The 14872-nt window shown below is 67.4% G+C and carries 15 protein-coding genes; all 15 read left to right on the forward strand.

What is annotated here, in order from left to right:
* Positions 1 to 2 precede the first annotated feature (2 nt).
* Positions 3 to 1163, forward strand: a complete 1161-nt coding sequence (gene bcrC, locus C667_RS05685; RefSeq protein WP_004358388.1) for a benzoyl-CoA reductase subunit C — start codon at positions 3 to 5, stop codon at positions 1161 to 1163.
* 2 nt (positions 1164 to 1165) lie between these two features.
* Positions 1166 to 2464: a benzoyl-CoA reductase subunit B gene (gene bcrB, locus C667_RS05690; protein ID WP_004358390.1), complete on the forward strand. Its 1299-nt coding sequence runs from the start codon at positions 1166 to 1168 to the stop codon at positions 2462 to 2464.
* 10 nt (positions 2465 to 2474) lie between these two features.
* Positions 2475 to 3794 carry a benzoyl-CoA reductase subunit A gene (gene bcrA / locus C667_RS05695; RefSeq protein WP_004358391.1) on the forward strand — a complete coding sequence of 440 codons (1320 nt, stop codon included), beginning with the start codon at positions 2475 to 2477 and terminating at the stop codon, positions 3792 to 3794.
* Between the two features lie 2 nt (positions 3795 to 3796).
* Positions 3797 to 4645 carry a benzoyl-CoA reductase subunit D gene (bcrD, locus tag C667_RS05700; RefSeq protein WP_004358393.1) on the forward strand — a complete coding sequence of 283 codons (849 nt, stop codon included), beginning with the start codon at positions 3797 to 3799 and terminating at the stop codon, positions 4643 to 4645.
* A 25-nt stretch (positions 4646 to 4670) separates the two neighbouring features.
* Positions 4671 to 4913, forward strand: coding sequence for a YfhL family 4Fe-4S dicluster ferredoxin (locus tag C667_RS05705; protein WP_004358396.1), 243 nt, complete (start codon positions 4671 to 4673; stop codon positions 4911 to 4913).
* Positions 4914 to 4969: 56 nt separating this feature from the next.
* Positions 4970 to 5434, forward strand: coding sequence for a GNAT family N-acetyltransferase (locus C667_RS05710; RefSeq protein ID WP_004358397.1), 465 nt, complete (start codon positions 4970 to 4972; stop codon positions 5432 to 5434).
* Between the two features lie 35 nt (positions 5435 to 5469).
* Positions 5470 to 6015: a GNAT family N-acetyltransferase gene (locus tag C667_RS05715; RefSeq protein ID WP_004358398.1), complete on the forward strand. Its 546-nt coding sequence runs from the start codon at positions 5470 to 5472 to the stop codon at positions 6013 to 6015.
* Between the two features lie 75 nt (positions 6016 to 6090).
* A complete protein-coding gene (gene fabG / locus C667_RS05720; RefSeq protein WP_004358399.1) occupies positions 6091 to 6801 on the forward strand; it encodes a 3-oxoacyl-ACP reductase FabG in 711 nt (236 codons plus the stop codon).
* A gap of 186 nt (positions 6802 to 6987) precedes the next feature.
* Positions 6988 to 8136, forward strand: coding sequence for an ABC transporter substrate-binding protein (locus C667_RS05725; protein ID WP_004358400.1), 1149 nt, complete (start codon positions 6988 to 6990; stop codon positions 8134 to 8136).
* A 114-nt stretch (positions 8137 to 8250) separates the two neighbouring features.
* Complete coding sequence (locus C667_RS05730; protein ID WP_004358401.1) at positions 8251 to 9288, forward strand: branched-chain amino acid ABC transporter permease; 1038 nt, start codon at positions 8251 to 8253, stop codon at positions 9286 to 9288.
* The gene (locus tag C667_RS05735; RefSeq protein WP_004358403.1) at positions 9285 to 11099 is read left to right on the forward strand and encodes a branched-chain amino acid ABC transporter ATP-binding protein/permease; all 1815 of its coding nucleotides are present in this window, start codon (positions 9285 to 9287) and stop codon (positions 11097 to 11099) included. The genes C667_RS05730 and C667_RS05735 overlap by 4 nt, the downstream gene beginning before the upstream one ends.
* The gene (locus C667_RS05740; RefSeq protein ID WP_004358404.1) at positions 11099 to 11866 is read left to right on the forward strand and encodes an ABC transporter ATP-binding protein; all 768 of its coding nucleotides are present in this window, start codon (positions 11099 to 11101) and stop codon (positions 11864 to 11866) included. Before C667_RS05735 ends, C667_RS05740 begins: the two co-directional genes overlap by 1 nt.
* A 146-nt stretch (positions 11867 to 12012) precedes the next feature.
* Positions 12013 to 12480: a DUF192 domain-containing protein gene (locus C667_RS05745; protein WP_004358405.1), complete on the forward strand. Its 468-nt coding sequence runs from the start codon at positions 12013 to 12015 to the stop codon at positions 12478 to 12480.
* A gap of 202 nt (positions 12481 to 12682) precedes the next feature.
* Positions 12683 to 13825, forward strand: a complete 1143-nt coding sequence (gene flhB, locus C667_RS05750) for a flagellar biosynthesis protein FlhB (RefSeq protein ID WP_004358406.1) — start codon at positions 12683 to 12685, stop codon at positions 13823 to 13825.
* A gap of 10 nt (positions 13826 to 13835) precedes the next feature.
* The coding region (locus tag C667_RS05755) for an FHIPEP family type III secretion protein (protein ID WP_004358407.1) at positions 13836 to 14872 on the forward strand (1037 nt) is incomplete at its 3' end.

Consider the following 14872-nt stretch of genomic DNA (forward strand, 5'->3'; position numbering starts at 1 on the left):
CCATGAGTACGGCAGACATCATCGCGCGCTGTGAAGCGCTCTACGAAGACCTCGATTTCACCGCCGCAAGGAAGTGGAAGGAGGCCGACCCCTCGCGTAAGGTAATCGCCTACATGCCGGTGTACGTGCCGCGCGAGATCATCCACGCCGCGGGGATGCTCCCGCTTGGCATCATGGGCGGCGGCGACGGCCTGGAGGTCATCCACGGCGACGCCTACTACCAGAGTTACATCTGTCGCATCCCACGCTCGACCATCGAGCTGGGTCTGTCCAAGCGCATGGATTTCGTAGACGGCATGCTGTTCCCCAGCATCTGTGACGTGATCCGTAACCTGTCCGGCATGTGGAAGCTGCTGTTCCCGGGCAAGTACGTGCGCTACTTCGACGTGCCGCAGAACTACAAGGACGACGTCGGTGGCAGCTACTACACCAACGAGCTGAACGAACTGCGCGAAGGTCTCGAGCACCTGTCCGGGCGCAAGATCAGCGACGATGCGCTGCGCGCCTCGATCGAGGTCTACAACGAGAACCGCAAGCTGGTGCAGGCCGTGTATGCCATGCGCTCCCGCGAGCCTTGGAAGGTGCCCTCGTCCGAGGTCTACCTGCTGATGCGCGCCGGCCTGGTGGTGCCCGTCGAAGAGCACAACCAGATCCTGCGCGACTACCTGGCCGCGGCCGAGAAGGTCCAGGCCTCCAAGCGCGACAACTGCCGCGTGGTCATCAACGGCTCGTTCTGCGAGCAGCCGCCGCTCAACCTGATCAAGTCGATCGAGCTCGCCGGCTGCTACATCGTCGATGACGACTACATGATCGTGCATCGCTGGCTGCGCAACCCGGTCTCGACCAGCGGCGACCCGATGCAGAACCTGTCGCTCGCCTTCCTGCACGAGTCGATCGCCACCGCGGCCAAGTACGACGACAAGGAAGAGGACAAGGGCAAGTACCTGCTCGAGCAGGTGCGCGGCAACGCCGCCGAAGGCGTGATCTTCGCCATGCCCAGCTTCTGCGACCCGGCGCTGCTCGAACGCCCGATGCTGGCCGACCGCTGCTCGGAGCACAACATCCCCTACATTTCCTTCAAGTACGCCGAGAACTCCGGCCAGATGCAGCCGATCCGCGAGCAGGCTGGCACCTTCGCCGACTCGATCAAACTCTGGAGCTAATCATGAGCGCAGCCACCTCCCCCGAAGTCATCAAAGAATCCTCGATGTTGAAGCAGAAAGGGATGATCGCGGGCAACTACGATCGTCTCACCGGCACCAAGGAATCTGGCGAGAAGGTCGTGTCGACCTTCGTCCCCGGCAACCTGAATGAACTGATCATGTGCTTCGACATGGTCAACAACCTGCCCGAGACCAACGCCATCCAGAACGGCATGCGCAAGGTGTCCGGCGGCATGATCATGGACGCCGAGAAAGCCGGCCACTCCGAGGACGTGTGCACCTACGTCAAGGCCGACATCGGCATGATGGGCCGCGGCAACATCGCCCCCAACGGCAAGCCGATGCCCGCCCCGGACATGCTGCTGCTGTCCTACACCGGCTGCTTCACCTTCATGAAGTGGTTCGAGCTGCTGCGCCACGAGTACAAGTGTCCGACCGTGATGCTGCAGATCCCGTATCAGGGCGACGGCAAGATCACCAAGAACATGCGTGACTTCGTCGTCAAGCAGCTCAAGGAAGAAGTCATCCCGATGTTCGAGAAGGTCTCGGGCGTCAAGTTCGACATCGACCGCCTGCGCGAATACCTGAAGAACTCGGCGAAGGCCGAGGACAACCTGGTGTGGGTGCTCGAGAGCGCGAAGAACCGTCCCTCGCCGATCGATGCCTACTTCGGCGGCGTGTATTACATCGGCCCGATGTTCACTGCCTTCCGCGGCACCGCCGATGCGGTCGAGTACTACGACCTCGTGCGCAAGGAGATCGAGCAGCGCATCCGCGAGGGCAAGGGCCCGATCACGCCCGAAGGCGACATGAAGGAAGAGAAGTACCGCCTGGTCGTCGAGGGTCCGCCGAACTGGACCAGCTTCCGCGAGTTCTGGAAGCTCTTCTACGACGAGGGCGCGGTGGTGGTGGCGAGCTCCTACACCAAGGTGGGCGGCCTCTACGACCAGGGCTTCCGTCACGACCCGAACGATCCGCTGGGCACGCTGGCCGACTACTGCCTGGGTTGCTACACCAACAACAACCTGCCGCAGCGCGTCGAACTGCTCGAGAAATACATGAACGAGTACCAGGCCGACGGCCTGCTGATCAACTCGATCAAGAGCTGCAACAGCTTCTCGGCGGGTCAGCTGCTGATGATGCGCGAGATCGAGAAGCGTACCGGCAAGCCGGCGGCGTTCATCGAGACCGACCTCGTCGATCCGCGTTATTTCTCGCACGCAAACGTCAAGAACCGCCTGGAGAGCTACTTCCAGATGGTCGATCAGAAACGCAGCGGCGCGTCGCTGGCAGCCGCGTAAGGAGGGCATCATGGAATGTTTCGTCGGAATTGATCTGGGGTCCACCACGACCAAGGCGGTCGTCATGGACGACAAGGGGCAGGTGCTTGGTCGCGGCATCACCAACTCCCGCTCCAACTACGATACCGCCGCACGTGTCTCCAAGCTCGAGGCCTTGATCGATGCCCGCCTGAGCCTGATCCGGCGCGAGCTCGACAAGGAACCGGTGCTGGCTGGCCGGGTCGATGAGATTCTCGGTGGCCTGACTCGCAACTTCCGTCGCGAGCAGTTCATCGAGCAGCTCGGCGACCTCGAGCAGACCTGCATCGCCAACGTCGAAGGCCCGCGTTTCGCCGGCAAGGAAAAGGCGATCACGGCTGCGCTGACCGAAGTCTTCCGCCGCCTGCGCGACGAGGAGTCCGACCAGCTGTTCGCGCCCGGCGCGCAGCGCAAGTCGGACTTCTTCCGCGACCTCGCCGGTTCGCGCTTCATGCAGATCGGCGAAGAAGTGGCCCGCGATGCTGGCATCCCCTTCGACCACCTGCTGCACATGTACGACAAGTCGATCATCGAGGTCGAGAACCGTCCGCCCTCGGGCGACATGAACCGCAAGTTCCGCACCGCGATGGAGCGGGTGCGCGGCGAGCTCTCCGGTGCCGACCTCGACACCGCCGCGCTCGGCGCCCCGATCGACGCCGCGCTCGATGTCGACATGGTCGAGCGCTACGTCGTCGGCACCGGCTACGGCCGCGTCCGCCTGCCCTTCCCGAAGGAGCACATCCGCTCCGAGATCCTCTGCCACGGCCTGGGCGCCCACCTGATGTATCCGAAGACCCGCACGGTGCTCGACATCGGCGGCCAGGACACCAAGGGCATCCAGATCGACGAGAAGGGCATCGTGGTCAACTTCCAGATGAACGACCGCTGTGCCGCCGGCACCGGCCGCTACCTGGGCTACGTCGCCGACGAGATGAACATGGGCCTGCACGAGCTCGGCCCGCTCGCGATGAAGGCGACCAAGTCGATCCGCATCAACTCGACCTGCACGGTGTTCGCCGGCGCCGAGCTGCGCGACCGCCTGGCGCTGGGCGACAAGCGCGAGGACATCCTCGCCGGCCTGCACCGCGCCATCATGCTGCGCGCGATGTCGATCATCTCGCGCTCGGGTGGCATCACCGACGAGTTCACCTTCACCGGCGGCGTGGCCAAGAACGAGGCCGCGGTCAAGGAGTTGCGCCAGCTCGTCAAGGAAAACTACGGGGAGGTGAAGATCAACATCGACCCGGATTCGATCTATACCGGTGCGCTTGGGGCTTCCGAATTCGCCCGCCGCGCCGTCGTGGAGGCTTGAAAATGACCATCACCGCAGGCATCGACATCGGCACCGGCGCCGTCAAGACCGTCCTCTTCCGCGTTGAGGGCGACAAGACGGAGTGGCTGGCCAAGCGCAACGACCGCATCCGTCAGCGCGACCCCTTCAAGCTCGCCGAGGAGGCCTACCACGCGCTACTCGAGGAGGTTGGACTGAAGGCCTCGGACGTGGATTACGTCGCCACCACCGGCGAGGGCGAGAGCCTCCACTTCCACACCGGTCACTTCTACTCCATGACCACCCACGCCCGCGGCGCGGTGTACCTCAACCCCGAAGCCCGTGCCGTGCTCGACATCGGCGCGCTGCACGGGCGGGCGATCCGCAACGACGAGCGCGGGAAGGTCGAGACCTACAAGATGACCAGCCAGTGCGCGTCCGGATCGGGTCAGTTCCTCGAGAACATCGCGCGCTACCTCGGCATCGCCCAGGACGAGATCGGTTCCTTGTCGACCCAGGCCGACAACCCCGAGGTGGTGTCGAGCATCTGCGCGGTGCTCGCCGAGACCGACGTCATCAACATGGTCTCGCGTGGCATCACGGCACCCAACATCCTCAAGGGCATCCACATCTCGATGGCCGGTCGCCTCGCCAAGCTGCTCAAGTCGATCGGCGCGCGCGAAGGCGTGGTGCTCTGCACCGGCGGCCTGGCGCTCGACGAGGGTCTGCTGAAGACGCTCAACGAGTCGGTCAAGGAGCAGAAGATGAATGTGACCGCCTTCAACCACCCCGACTCGCCCTTCGCCGGCGCGATCGGCGCGGCCCTGTGGGGTGCCTTCCGCCACGAGAAACTCGCGCGCCTGGGCGGGCAGCCGCTCGCCGCCGCGGCCTGAAACCAGCGTACAGGAGGAAGCCATCATGGCCCTGCTCATCAATGACGACTGCACCGCGTGCGATGCCTGTGTCGAGGAGTGCCCGAACGAGGCGATCACCGCCGGCAACCCGATCTACGTGATCGATCCGAACAAGTGCTCCGAGTGCGTCGGTGCCCACGACGAGCCGCAGTGCGTGCTCGTCTGCCCGGCCGACTGCATCAAGGATCACCCGGACTACCGCGAATCGCAGGACGAACTGCAGGCGAAGTACGACAGCCTGCACTGATCCACCGGCGGGGTCCCCGGCAAGGGTCCCCGCCCCAGTCATCTCAGGGAGACGCAATGACTGCGAATACCGAAATCAAGCTGCGGCCGTTGGCCGCAGGCGATCTGGCGGCGGTCACCCGCCTCGACGCGACCAACGGCGGCGAGAGCCGCGCCGGCTTCTTCGAGCGCCGCCTCCAGGCCGAGCAGCAGAGCCCCGCGGGCTTCTTCTCGTGCGTGGCCGAGCGTGGCGGCGAGGTCGCCGGTTTCCTGCTGGGCCACCTGCTGGACGGCGAGTTTGGCGGCCTGGAACGCGTCGCGGTGCTCGACGCCGTGGCGATCGACCCCGCCGCCCAGCGCCAGGGCCTTGCCCGCAAGCTGGTCGGCGAGTTCGACCGCAACGCGCGCGAACGTGGCGCCAGCGAGATGCGCACCCAGGCGCAGTGGGATCGTCCCGGTCTGGTCGAGTTCTTCTCCGCGGCCGGCTTCCGCCTTTCGCCGCGCCTGGTGCTTGAGCGCCCGACCGAATACGTGAACTTCTGAGCTCACGTCCGGAAACGACAACCTGGAGATCAGCGATGACCACGCGTCCGCATCCCACCACCAAGCAACTGCTGGACCAGTTCAACAACGAGCCCGACTACAGCGACGTCAGCCAGGACGACGCCGAGGCCTTGTCGCGCGACCGCATCCCGGTGCGCTCGCTGACCGCGGCCGACTTCGACGCCGTCGTGCGCATCGACCGTCGCAGCACCGGCCATGACCGCAGCGCCTACTACCGCCGCAAGTTCGACGAGGCGCTCGGCGAGTCCGGCGTCCGCGTCTCGGTTGTCGCCGAGCAGGACGGCATGGTCGCGGGCTTCCTGATGGCACGGGTCGACTTCGGCGAGTTCGGCCGCGCCGCCACCGCCGCGGTGATCGACACCATCGGCGTCGATGCGGCGGCCAGCGGCAAGCACGTCGGCCGTGCGCTCGTGTCGCAGCTGCTCGCCAACCTGACCTCGCTGCACGTCGAGTCGGTGCGCACCGAGGTCGAGTGGAACCGCTTCGGCCTGCTGCGCTTCCTCGACCGCTGCGGCTTCCGTCCCGGCCAGCAGCTGTCGCTGTCGCGCCCGCTCGTCTGAGCGTTCGTGGCGAACCCGCCCGGGGCCCGCGCATGCGGGCTCCGGGCGCACGCACTTCCGGAGAGGGATCGATACATGGCTTTTGATGGAAAACTGGCCGGACAGGTCGCGATCGTCACCGGCGGCGCACGCGGCATCGGGCGCACGATCACCGATGCGCTGGTCGCGCGCGGCGCGCGGGTTCATGTCTTCGACATGACCGACAGCAACGAGTCGGAGGGCGTGCTGCACCGGGTGAACGTGGCCGATGCGCAGTCGGTCGCCGACGCGGTCGCGCAACTTCCCGAGCCGGCGACGCTGCTGGTCAATAACGCGGGCATCACCCGTGACCGCAGCCTGCTGAAGATGAGCGACGACGAATGGCGCTCGGTGCTCGACGTGAATCTGAGCGGTGCCTTCCACATGCTGCGCGCCTGTGCGCCCGGCATGATCGCGGCCGGCAGCGGCCGGATCGTCAACATCACCTCGATCAACGGCCTGCGCGGCAAGTTCGGCCAGGCCAACTACACGGCGGCGAAGGCCGGCATGATCGGTCTCACCAAGACCGCCGCGCGCGAGCTCGGCCCCAAGGGCATCACCGTCAACGCGGTCGCGCCCGGCATGGTCATGACCGAAATGGCGCGCGCGCTGCCGGCCGAGGTGCTCGAGCGGGCACTGCAGGAGTCGGTGATGCGCGAACTCGCCACCCCGGACGACATCGCCGCGGCGGTCGTCTTCCTGCTGTCGGACATGGCGCGCATGATCACCGGCGAGGTGATCCGGGTGGACGCCGGGCAGTACGTCTGAAACATCGCAAAGCGGCATGGGCAGCCGCATTGCGCGTAGCATGCATCACGCCCGCGGGGCGCGGAATCGTCTACCATTGAGACGCTTTTCGTGGAACCGCAGGTATCGGGTTTCATCGGGTGGCAAGAAGGGCGGCCCGTCATGGTCAGGCGGGTCGTCTAATCCATAACGACCGGAGGAGATACCATGAAACTGAAGAAGACCCTGTTCGTCGCGCTCGGCCTCGCCTTCGCGGCGGGTGCCGCCCATGCCCAGCTCAAGGTGGGGATCACCGTCTCGGCCACCGGCCCGGCCGCCTCGCTCGGCATCCCCGAGCGCAACACCGTCGAGCTGATGCCCAAGGAGATCGGCGGGCAGAAAGTAACCTACATCGTCCTCGACGACGCCTCGGACACCACCAGCGCGGTCAAGAACATCCGCAAGCTCGTCTCCGAGGACAAGGTCGACGTGGTGCTCGGCTCGACCACCTCGCCCAACTCGCTCGGCATGATCGACGTCGCGGCCGAATCGCAGACCCCGATGATCGCCTGGGCCGCCTCCAGCCGTATCGTCGAGCCGGTGGACGAGAAGCGGCGCTGGGTGTTCAAGACGCCGCAGAACGACTCCCACATGTCGACCGCGATCGTCTCCCACATGACGAGCAACAACGTCAAGAACGTGGCCTTCATCGGCTTCGCCGATGCCTACGGCGAGGGCTGGTACGAGCAGTTCAAGTCGGTCGCCGAGGCGCGCGGGATCAAGATCGTCGCCAACGAGCGCTTCACTCGCACCGACACCTCCGTCACCGGCCAGGTGCTCAAGATGATGGCGGCCAAGCCGGACGCCATGTTCATCGCCGGCTCCGGCACGCCGGCGGCGCTGCCGCAGAAGACGCTCAAGGAGCGCGGCTGGTCGGGCAAGGTCTACCAGACCCACGGCGTGGCCAACAACGACTTCCTGCGCGTCTGTGGTGCCGACTGCGAGGGTACGCTGCTGCCGGCCGGCCCGGTGCTGGTCGCCGACCAGCTGCCCGACGACAACCCGGTCAAGGCGAGCGCGATGACCTACATCAAGGCCTACGAGGCGGCGCACGGCAAGGGCAGCGTGTCGACCTTCGGCGCGCACGCCTGGGATTCGGGCGTGATGCTGCAGGCCGCCGTTCCCGAGGCGCTCAAGAAGGCCCAGCCCGGCACCGCCGAGTTCCGCGCCGCGCTGCGTGACGCGCTCGAGGGCATGAAGGAGGTCGCCGGGGCCCACGGCGTGTTCACGATGGGCCCGAACGACCACCTCGGTCTCGACCAGCGCGCACGCGTGATGGTGCAGATCCAGAAGGGCGCCTGGAAGCTCGTCCAGTAAGCCTCGCTCGCGCGCGGTCGCCGGGCCTGCGGCGCGGCGACCGCCCTTTCCCCATCAGTCGGTCCACTCGATCGCGCTCCGTCTCATGACCGGGGCGCGCGGAGGCTCGCGCCCATGGATTTTCAGATTGCATTGATCCTCGGCCAGGATGGCATCACCAACGGCGCCATCTATGCGCTGCTCGCGCTCGCGCTCGTGCTGGTGTTCGCCGTCACCCGGGTGATCTTCATTCCGCAGGGAGAGTTCGTCGCCTATGGCGCGCTCACCCTCGCGATGATCGGTAACAACGTCTTCCCCGCCACGGCCTGGCTGCTGCTCGGCGCCGGGGTCGCCGTCGCCGCCCTCGACGGGCTCGGCGCGCTGCGGGCCGGGCAGGCGCGCAAGCTGCCTCGCGTGCTCGCGGTCAATGTCGGCTACCCGCTCGCGGTGATCGCACTCCTGCGCCTGCTGCCGCTGGCCGAGCTCGGCCTCGCGGTGCAGATCCTGCTCGCCATGCTGGTCGTGGTGCCGCTCGGGCCGATGATGTACCGCATCGTCTATCAGCCGATCGCCGAGGCCACGGTGCTGGTGCTGTTGATCGTCTCGGTCGCCTCCCACGTCGCCATGGTGGGCCTGGGGCTGCTGTTCTTCGGCGCGGAGGGATACCGCACGCCGCCGCTCTCCGATGCACGCTTCGACCTCGGTTCGCTGTCGATCAGCGGACAGACGATCTGGGTGGTCGCAGCCTCGATCGTGCTGATCGTCGCGCTCGCGCTGTTCTTCGGCCGCACGATCTACGGCAAGGCCTTGCGCGCCACCGCCATCAACCGCAACGGCGCCCGCCTGATGGGGATCCCGCCCGCGCTCGCCGGCAAGCTCACCTTCCTGCTCGCAGCGCTGATCGGCGTCCTGTCGGGCGTGCTGATCTCGCCGATCACCACGATCTACTACGACAGCGGCTTCCTGATCGGCCTCAAGGGCTTCGTCGCCGCGATCATCGGCGGGCTGGCGAGCTATCCGCTCGCCGCCTTTGGTGCGGTGCTGGTCGGCCTGCTCGAATCCTTCAGCTCGTTCTGGGCGAGCGCCTACAAGGAGGTCCTGGTGTTCACGCTGATCATCCCGGTGCTGGTGTGGCGCTCCCTGACCAGCCACCACGTGGAGGAAGAGGAATGAAAACTGCGCTCTCTCCGCGCCTGGTGCTGGCCGCGTTCGTCGCACTGCTGCTCGTGGCGCCGCTGGTGTTGCCGGCCTTCTACATCACCCTGCTCAACTACATCGGCCTCTACGCCATGGTCGCGCTCGGGCTGGTGCTGCTCACCGGTGTGGGCGGCCTGACCAGCTTCGGCCAGGGGGCCTTCGTCGGTCTGGGCGCCTATACGACCGCGCTGCTCACCACCTCGGCCGAGCTCCCCGGCTGGCTCGGCTGGGCCGGCGGCTCGCCCTGGCTCGCCTTGCTGGTGGGCCTGGTGTTCACCTGCGTGGTCGCCTTCCTGATCGGCAAGCTGACGCTGCGCCTGTCCGGGCACTACCTGCCGCTGGCGACCATCGCCTGGGGCCTGAGCCTGTACTTCCTGTTCGGCACCATGGCCTTCCTCGGCGGCCACACCGGCCTCACCGGCATCCCGCCGATCTCGGTGTTCGGCTACGAGCTGCGCCAGGGCGAGGAGGTGTACTACCTGATCTGGCTGTTCGTGCTCGCTGGCGTGCTGACCACCAGCAACCTGCTCGACTCGCGCGAGGGCAGGGCGATCCGCGCGCTCAAGGGTGGCATGGTGATGGCCGAGGCGATGGGCGTCGACACCGCGCGCTCGCGCATGGTGATCTTCATCCTCGCCGCCTTGCTCGCCTGCGCTTCGGGCTGGCTGTACGCGCACATGCAGCGCTTCGTGAATCCGACGCCGTTCGGCCTGCACATCGGCATCGAGTATCTGTTCATGGCGGTGGTCGGCGGCGCGGCGCACGTCTGGGGCGCGCTCGTCGGCGCGGGCGTGATCACCGTGCTCAAGCAGTGGCTGCAGGACCTGCTGCCCAAGCTCTTCGGTACGAGCGGCAACTTCGAGGTGATCTTCTTCGGGGTGCTGATGGTGCTGGTGCTGCACAAGGCGCGCGGCGGGTTGTGGCCGATCCTGGTGTCCGGGTTCAAGCGCTTCATCCCGGTCGCGGCGCAGCGTCGGACCGTCGATCGCGACGCGGTGGCGCTGCCGCGGCGCGAGCTGCCGGCCGCCGGCAGCGTGCTGCTCGAGGCCAAGGCGGTCACGCGGCGCTTCGGCGGCCTGCTCGCCAACAACAACATGAGCCTGGAGGTGCGCGCCGGCGAGATCCTCGCCCTGATCGGCCCCAACGGCGCCGGCAAGAGCACGATGTTCAACCAGGTCTCGGGTGTGGATACGCCGACCTCGGGCGAAGTCCTATTCCTCGGCGAGTCGGTGGTCGGCAAGGGCTCGCGCACGATCGCACGCATGGGCATGAGCCGCACCTTCCAGCACGTGCGCCTCCTGCCCACCATGAGCGTGCTCGAAAACGTCGCCATCGGCGCACACATGCGTGGCTCGAGCGGCGTGCTGTCGGCGGCGTGGCGGATGGAACGCTCCGAAGAGGCACGCCTGCTCGCCGAGGCGGCTCGCCAGATCGAGCGCGTCGGGCTCGGCGAGCACATGTTCGACGAGGCCGGCAGCCTCGCGCTCGGCCAGCAGCGCATCCTCGAGATCGCGCGTGCGCTCGCCTCCGACCCCTGCCTGCTGCTGCTCGACGAGCCGGCCGCCGGCTTGCGCTACAAGGAGAAGGAGGCGCTCGGCGACCTGCTGCGCAAGCTGCGCGCCGAGGGCATGGGCGTGCTGCTGGTCGAGCACGACATGGACTTCGTGATGGGCCTGGTCGATCGCGTGGTGGTGATGGAGTTCGGCGAGAAGATCGCCGAGGGCCTGCCGGAGGACGTGCAGCGCGACCCGGCCGTGCTCGCGGCCTATCTTGGGGGAGAAGACTGATGGCGACGAACAACCGTGCCGATCGTCCGGTGCTGAAGGTCGAGGGCCTGTGCGTGTCCTACGGCAAGGTCGAGGCGCTCACCGACGCCAGCATCACGGTGGGGGAGGGCCAGATCGTCACCGTGATCGGCCCCAACGGCGCCGGCAAGACCACCATGCTGTCGGCGATCATGGGGCTGTTGCCCTCGCGTGGCCGCATCGAGTTCGACAGCGTGGCGATGGTGGCGCCGGAGGTCGAGACCATGGTCGCGAGCGGGATGAACCTGGTCCCGGAGAAGCGCGAGCTCTTCGGCGAGATGAGCGTGGAGGACAACCTCGTGCTCGGCGCCTTCCAGCGCTACCGCATGGGCCTGCGCGACCACGCGCAGACGATGGAGGAGATCTTCACGCTCTTCCCGCGCCTGCGCGAGCGCCGCACGCAGATGGCCGGCACCCTCTCGGGCGGAGAACGCCAGATGCTGGCGGTCGGTCGCGCGCTGATGGCCAAGCCCAAGCTGCTGATGCTGGACGAGCCCAGCCTGGGGCTGGCGCCTCTGATCACGCGCGAGATCTTCCGCATCGTCACCCAGCTGCGCAGCCGCGGGGTGTCCATCCTGCTGGTCGAGCAGAACGCTCGCGCAGCGCTGCAGGTGGCCGACTATGCCTACGTGCTCGAGACCGGCGGGGTCGCCATGGAGGGCCCCGCCTCCGAGCTCGCCGGCGACCGCCGCGTGATCGACGCCTACCTCGGCGTGGGCGGCAAGCACCAGGAGATGCTCGCGACGTAAGGGGTGAGGTGCGGGGTGTGAGGAGCGGTGGGGGCGGGGCGCTCGTGGCGTTTCCGGCTGCGCGGGTTTCGCGCCTCACGCCTCGCGCCTTACTCCTCACCGCGCGCTAAACTCGCGGCTTCGACGCTTATCGGGCCCGCTCCGCGATGAAGAAACGCTCCGCCGTCCTCCGCTCCTCCCTTTTCGCCGTGCTTTGCACCGCAGCCTGGTCCGCCGCTGCGCAGGGCGTCACGGCCAGCCTCCCGGTCGTCGAGCTCGGGGCCGGGATGTACCGCATCGAGGCCGAGGTGGCCCACACCGCCGAGGCGCGCCAGACCGGGCTGATGCACCGCGTGGCGATGCCGCTGCAGCGCGGCATGGTGTTCGTGTTCGCCGAGGACGCGGTGCACTGCATGTGGATGCGCAACACCCACCTGGCGCTGTCGGTCGCCTTCATCGACGCCGGCGGAAAGATCCTCAACATCGAGCGCATGGCGCCACGCACCGAGGACAACCACTGCGCGGCGGCGCCGGCGCGCTTCGCGCTCGAGATGAACGCCGGCTGGTTCGAGGAGCGCGGGATCGCCCCGGGCGCAGTGCTGCGCGGCATCGAGCGCCTGCCCGCGGCACGCTGACGGGCGCCCGGGCGGGTCGAGGGGCCGCCCGCAGGGCACGTTGGACGACAGCGCCTCGGTGGCGCCCGCACAAAGCGCAGAATTGCAGCCCTTTCCGGCGTGTTTTCCGCGTCCGGCCCTTGCCGGCGCCGGCCGATAATCCGCACACGTCGTCGCGCGCCCGCATGCCTGCGGTGCGGCGCGGCGGTGGACGGAGCCGGCCGTGGCCGAAGACAGCGACCTCGAGAAGACAGAAGACCCCTCGCCACGAAGGCTGGAACAGGCGCGCGAGGAAGGCCAGGTCCCGCAATCGCGGGAGCTGTCGACCTTCCTCGTCACCATGACCGGCGCGGCGACGCTGCTGCTGCTCGGCGGCTGGATGGCGGGGCGGGTGTCGGGCCTGTTCCGCGACGGCTTCGCCTTCGACCGCCGCGCCGCCTTCGACGAGAACGTCATGCTCGACATGCTCGAGCGCATGCTCGGCGGCGCGCTGCTGACTCTCATGCCGCTCTTCGTCGCGCTGATGGTCGCCGCGGTGGCCGCGCCGATGGTGCTCGGCGGCCTGGTCTTCGCGCCCAAGGTGCTCGGCCTCAAGTTCGACCGCCTCAACCCCCTGCAGGGGTTGGGCCGGATGTTCTCGCTGCACGGCCTGGCCGAGATGTTCAAGGCCATCCTCAAGTCGGTGCTCGTCGGCGGCGTGGCCGCGCTGGTGCTGTGGTACGAGTTCGAGCACCTGTTCAGCCTGATGGTCGAGCCGCTCGAAACCGGGATGGCGGATTTTTCCGACACGATCGCCTTCGCCACCTTGCTGATCGTGCTCAGCCTGGGCCTGCTCGCCCTGATCGACGTGCCCTTCCAGCTCTGGCAGTACCACAAGAAGCTGCGCATGACCAAGGAAGAGGTCAAGCGCGAGAGCAAGGAACAGGAAGGCGACCCGATGATCAAGGGCCGCATCCGCGCGATGCAGCGCGAGATGGCGCGGCGTCGCATGATGGCCGAGGTGCCCAAGGCCGACGTGGTGGTCACCAACCCGACGCATTTCTCGGTCGCGCTGAAGTACGACGCCGCGAAGATGGGCGCGCCGGTGGTGGTCGCCAAGGGGCGGGGCGAGCTTGCCCTCAAGATCCGCGAGGTGGCGAAGGAGAGCGCGGTGCCCTTGCTCGAGGCGCCACCGCTCGCGCGCGCGCTGTACAGGCACTGCGAACTCGAGCAGGCGATCCCCGCCGCCTTGTACACCGCGGTCGCCGAGGTGATGGCCTATGTCTATCAGCTCGACGCCTGGATGAAGCAGGGCGGCCTGCCGCCCGCTACCCCCACCGCCTTGCCGGTGCCCGCCGGGATGGACCCCGGCGTGCCTGAGGAATGAAGCCTGAACCATGGCCATGAACGACGCCCTCAAGCTGCGCCAGCTGCTCACGCCGGCCAACCTGCGCCCGCTCGCCGCGCCGCTGCTGATCATCGTCATCCTGTCGATGATGGTGCTGCCGCTGCCGGTGTTTCTGCTCGACGTCTTCTTCACCTTCAACATCGCGATCTCGGTGATGGTGATGCTGGTGGCGATGTACTCGACGCGGCCGCTGGACTTCTCCGTCTTTCCCACCGTGCTGTTGGTGACCACGCTGCTGCGCCTGTCGCTCAACGTCGCCTCCACCCGCATCGTCCTGCTCGAGGGCCACGCCGGGCCGGACGCCGCCGGCAAGGTGATCGAGGCCTTCGGCCACTTCCTCGTCGGCGGCAACACCGCGGTCGGCCTGGTGGTGTTCATCATCCTCACGTTGATCAACTTCGTCGTGATCACCAAGGGCGCGGGGCGTATCGCCGAGGTGTCGGCGCGCTTCACCCTGGACGCGATGCCCGGCAAGCAGATGGCGATCGACGCCGACCTCAACGCCGGCCTCGTCGACGAGAAGGAGGCCAAGCGCCGGCGCAAGGAGATCGCGCAGGAGTCCGACTTCTACGGCGCCATGGACGGCGCGTCGAAGTTCGTCCGCGGCGACGCGGTCGCCGGCATCATCATCCTGATGATCAACATCCTCGGCGGCCTCTTCGTCGGGGTCATGCAGCACGACATGGCGGTGGGCGACGCCGCCCACACCTACACCCTGCTCACCATCGGCGACGGCCTGGTGGCGCAGATCCCCTCTCTGATCGTCTCGGTGGCGGCCGGCCTGGTGGTGTCGCGGGTGGGCGACGAGGGCGACGTCGGCGAGCTGGTGATCGGCCAGCTGTTCTCGAATCCGCAGGTCATGGTGCTGACCGCGGCGATCATCGGCGTGCTCGGCCTGATCCCCGGCATGCCCAACCTGGTCTTCCTGCTGCTCGCCGCCACGCTCGGCGGCATGGCGTGGATGCGGCGCAAGCGCATCGCCGAGGACGCCGCGGCCGCCGCCGCGCCCGCGGCCGCGGCGCCGGC

The sequence above is a fragment of the Thauera phenylacetica B4P genome (assembly GCF_000310225.1).
GTDB lineage: Bacteria > Pseudomonadota > Gammaproteobacteria > Burkholderiales > Rhodocyclaceae > Thauera > Thauera phenylacetica.

Coding starts and splice junctions, on each gene's coding strand:
- bcrB (WP_004358390.1), top strand. CDS start 1,166: ATGAGCGCAGCCACCTCCCCCGAAGTCATCAAAGAATCCTCGATGTTG.
- bcrA (WP_004358391.1), top strand. CDS start 2,475: ATGGAATGTTTCGTCGGAATTGATCTGGGGTCCACCACGACCAAGGCG.
- bcrC (WP_004358388.1), top strand. CDS start 3: ATGAGTACGGCAGACATCATCGCGCGCTGTGAAGCGCTCTACGAAGAC.
- C667_RS05710 (WP_004358397.1), top strand. CDS start 4,970: ATGACTGCGAATACCGAAATCAAGCTGCGGCCGTTGGCCGCAGGCGAT.
- C667_RS05735 (WP_004358403.1), top strand. CDS start 9,285: ATGAAAACTGCGCTCTCTCCGCGCCTGGTGCTGGCCGCGTTCGTCGCA.
- C667_RS05725 (WP_004358400.1), top strand. CDS start 6,988: ATGAAACTGAAGAAGACCCTGTTCGTCGCGCTCGGCCTCGCCTTCGCG.
- C667_RS05715 (WP_004358398.1), top strand. CDS start 5,470: ATGACCACGCGTCCGCATCCCACCACCAAGCAACTGCTGGACCAGTTC.
- C667_RS05745 (WP_004358405.1), top strand. CDS start 12,013: ATGAAGAAACGCTCCGCCGTCCTCCGCTCCTCCCTTTTCGCCGTGCTT.
- bcrD (WP_004358393.1), top strand. CDS start 3,797: ATGACCATCACCGCAGGCATCGACATCGGCACCGGCGCCGTCAAGACC.
- fabG (WP_004358399.1), top strand. CDS start 6,091: ATGGCTTTTGATGGAAAACTGGCCGGACAGGTCGCGATCGTCACCGGC.
- C667_RS05730 (WP_004358401.1), top strand. CDS start 8,251: ATGGATTTTCAGATTGCATTGATCCTCGGCCAGGATGGCATCACCAAC.
- C667_RS05740 (WP_004358404.1), top strand. CDS start 11,099: ATGGCGACGAACAACCGTGCCGATCGTCCGGTGCTGAAGGTCGAGGGC.
- C667_RS05705 (WP_004358396.1), top strand. CDS start 4,671: ATGGCCCTGCTCATCAATGACGACTGCACCGCGTGCGATGCCTGTGTC.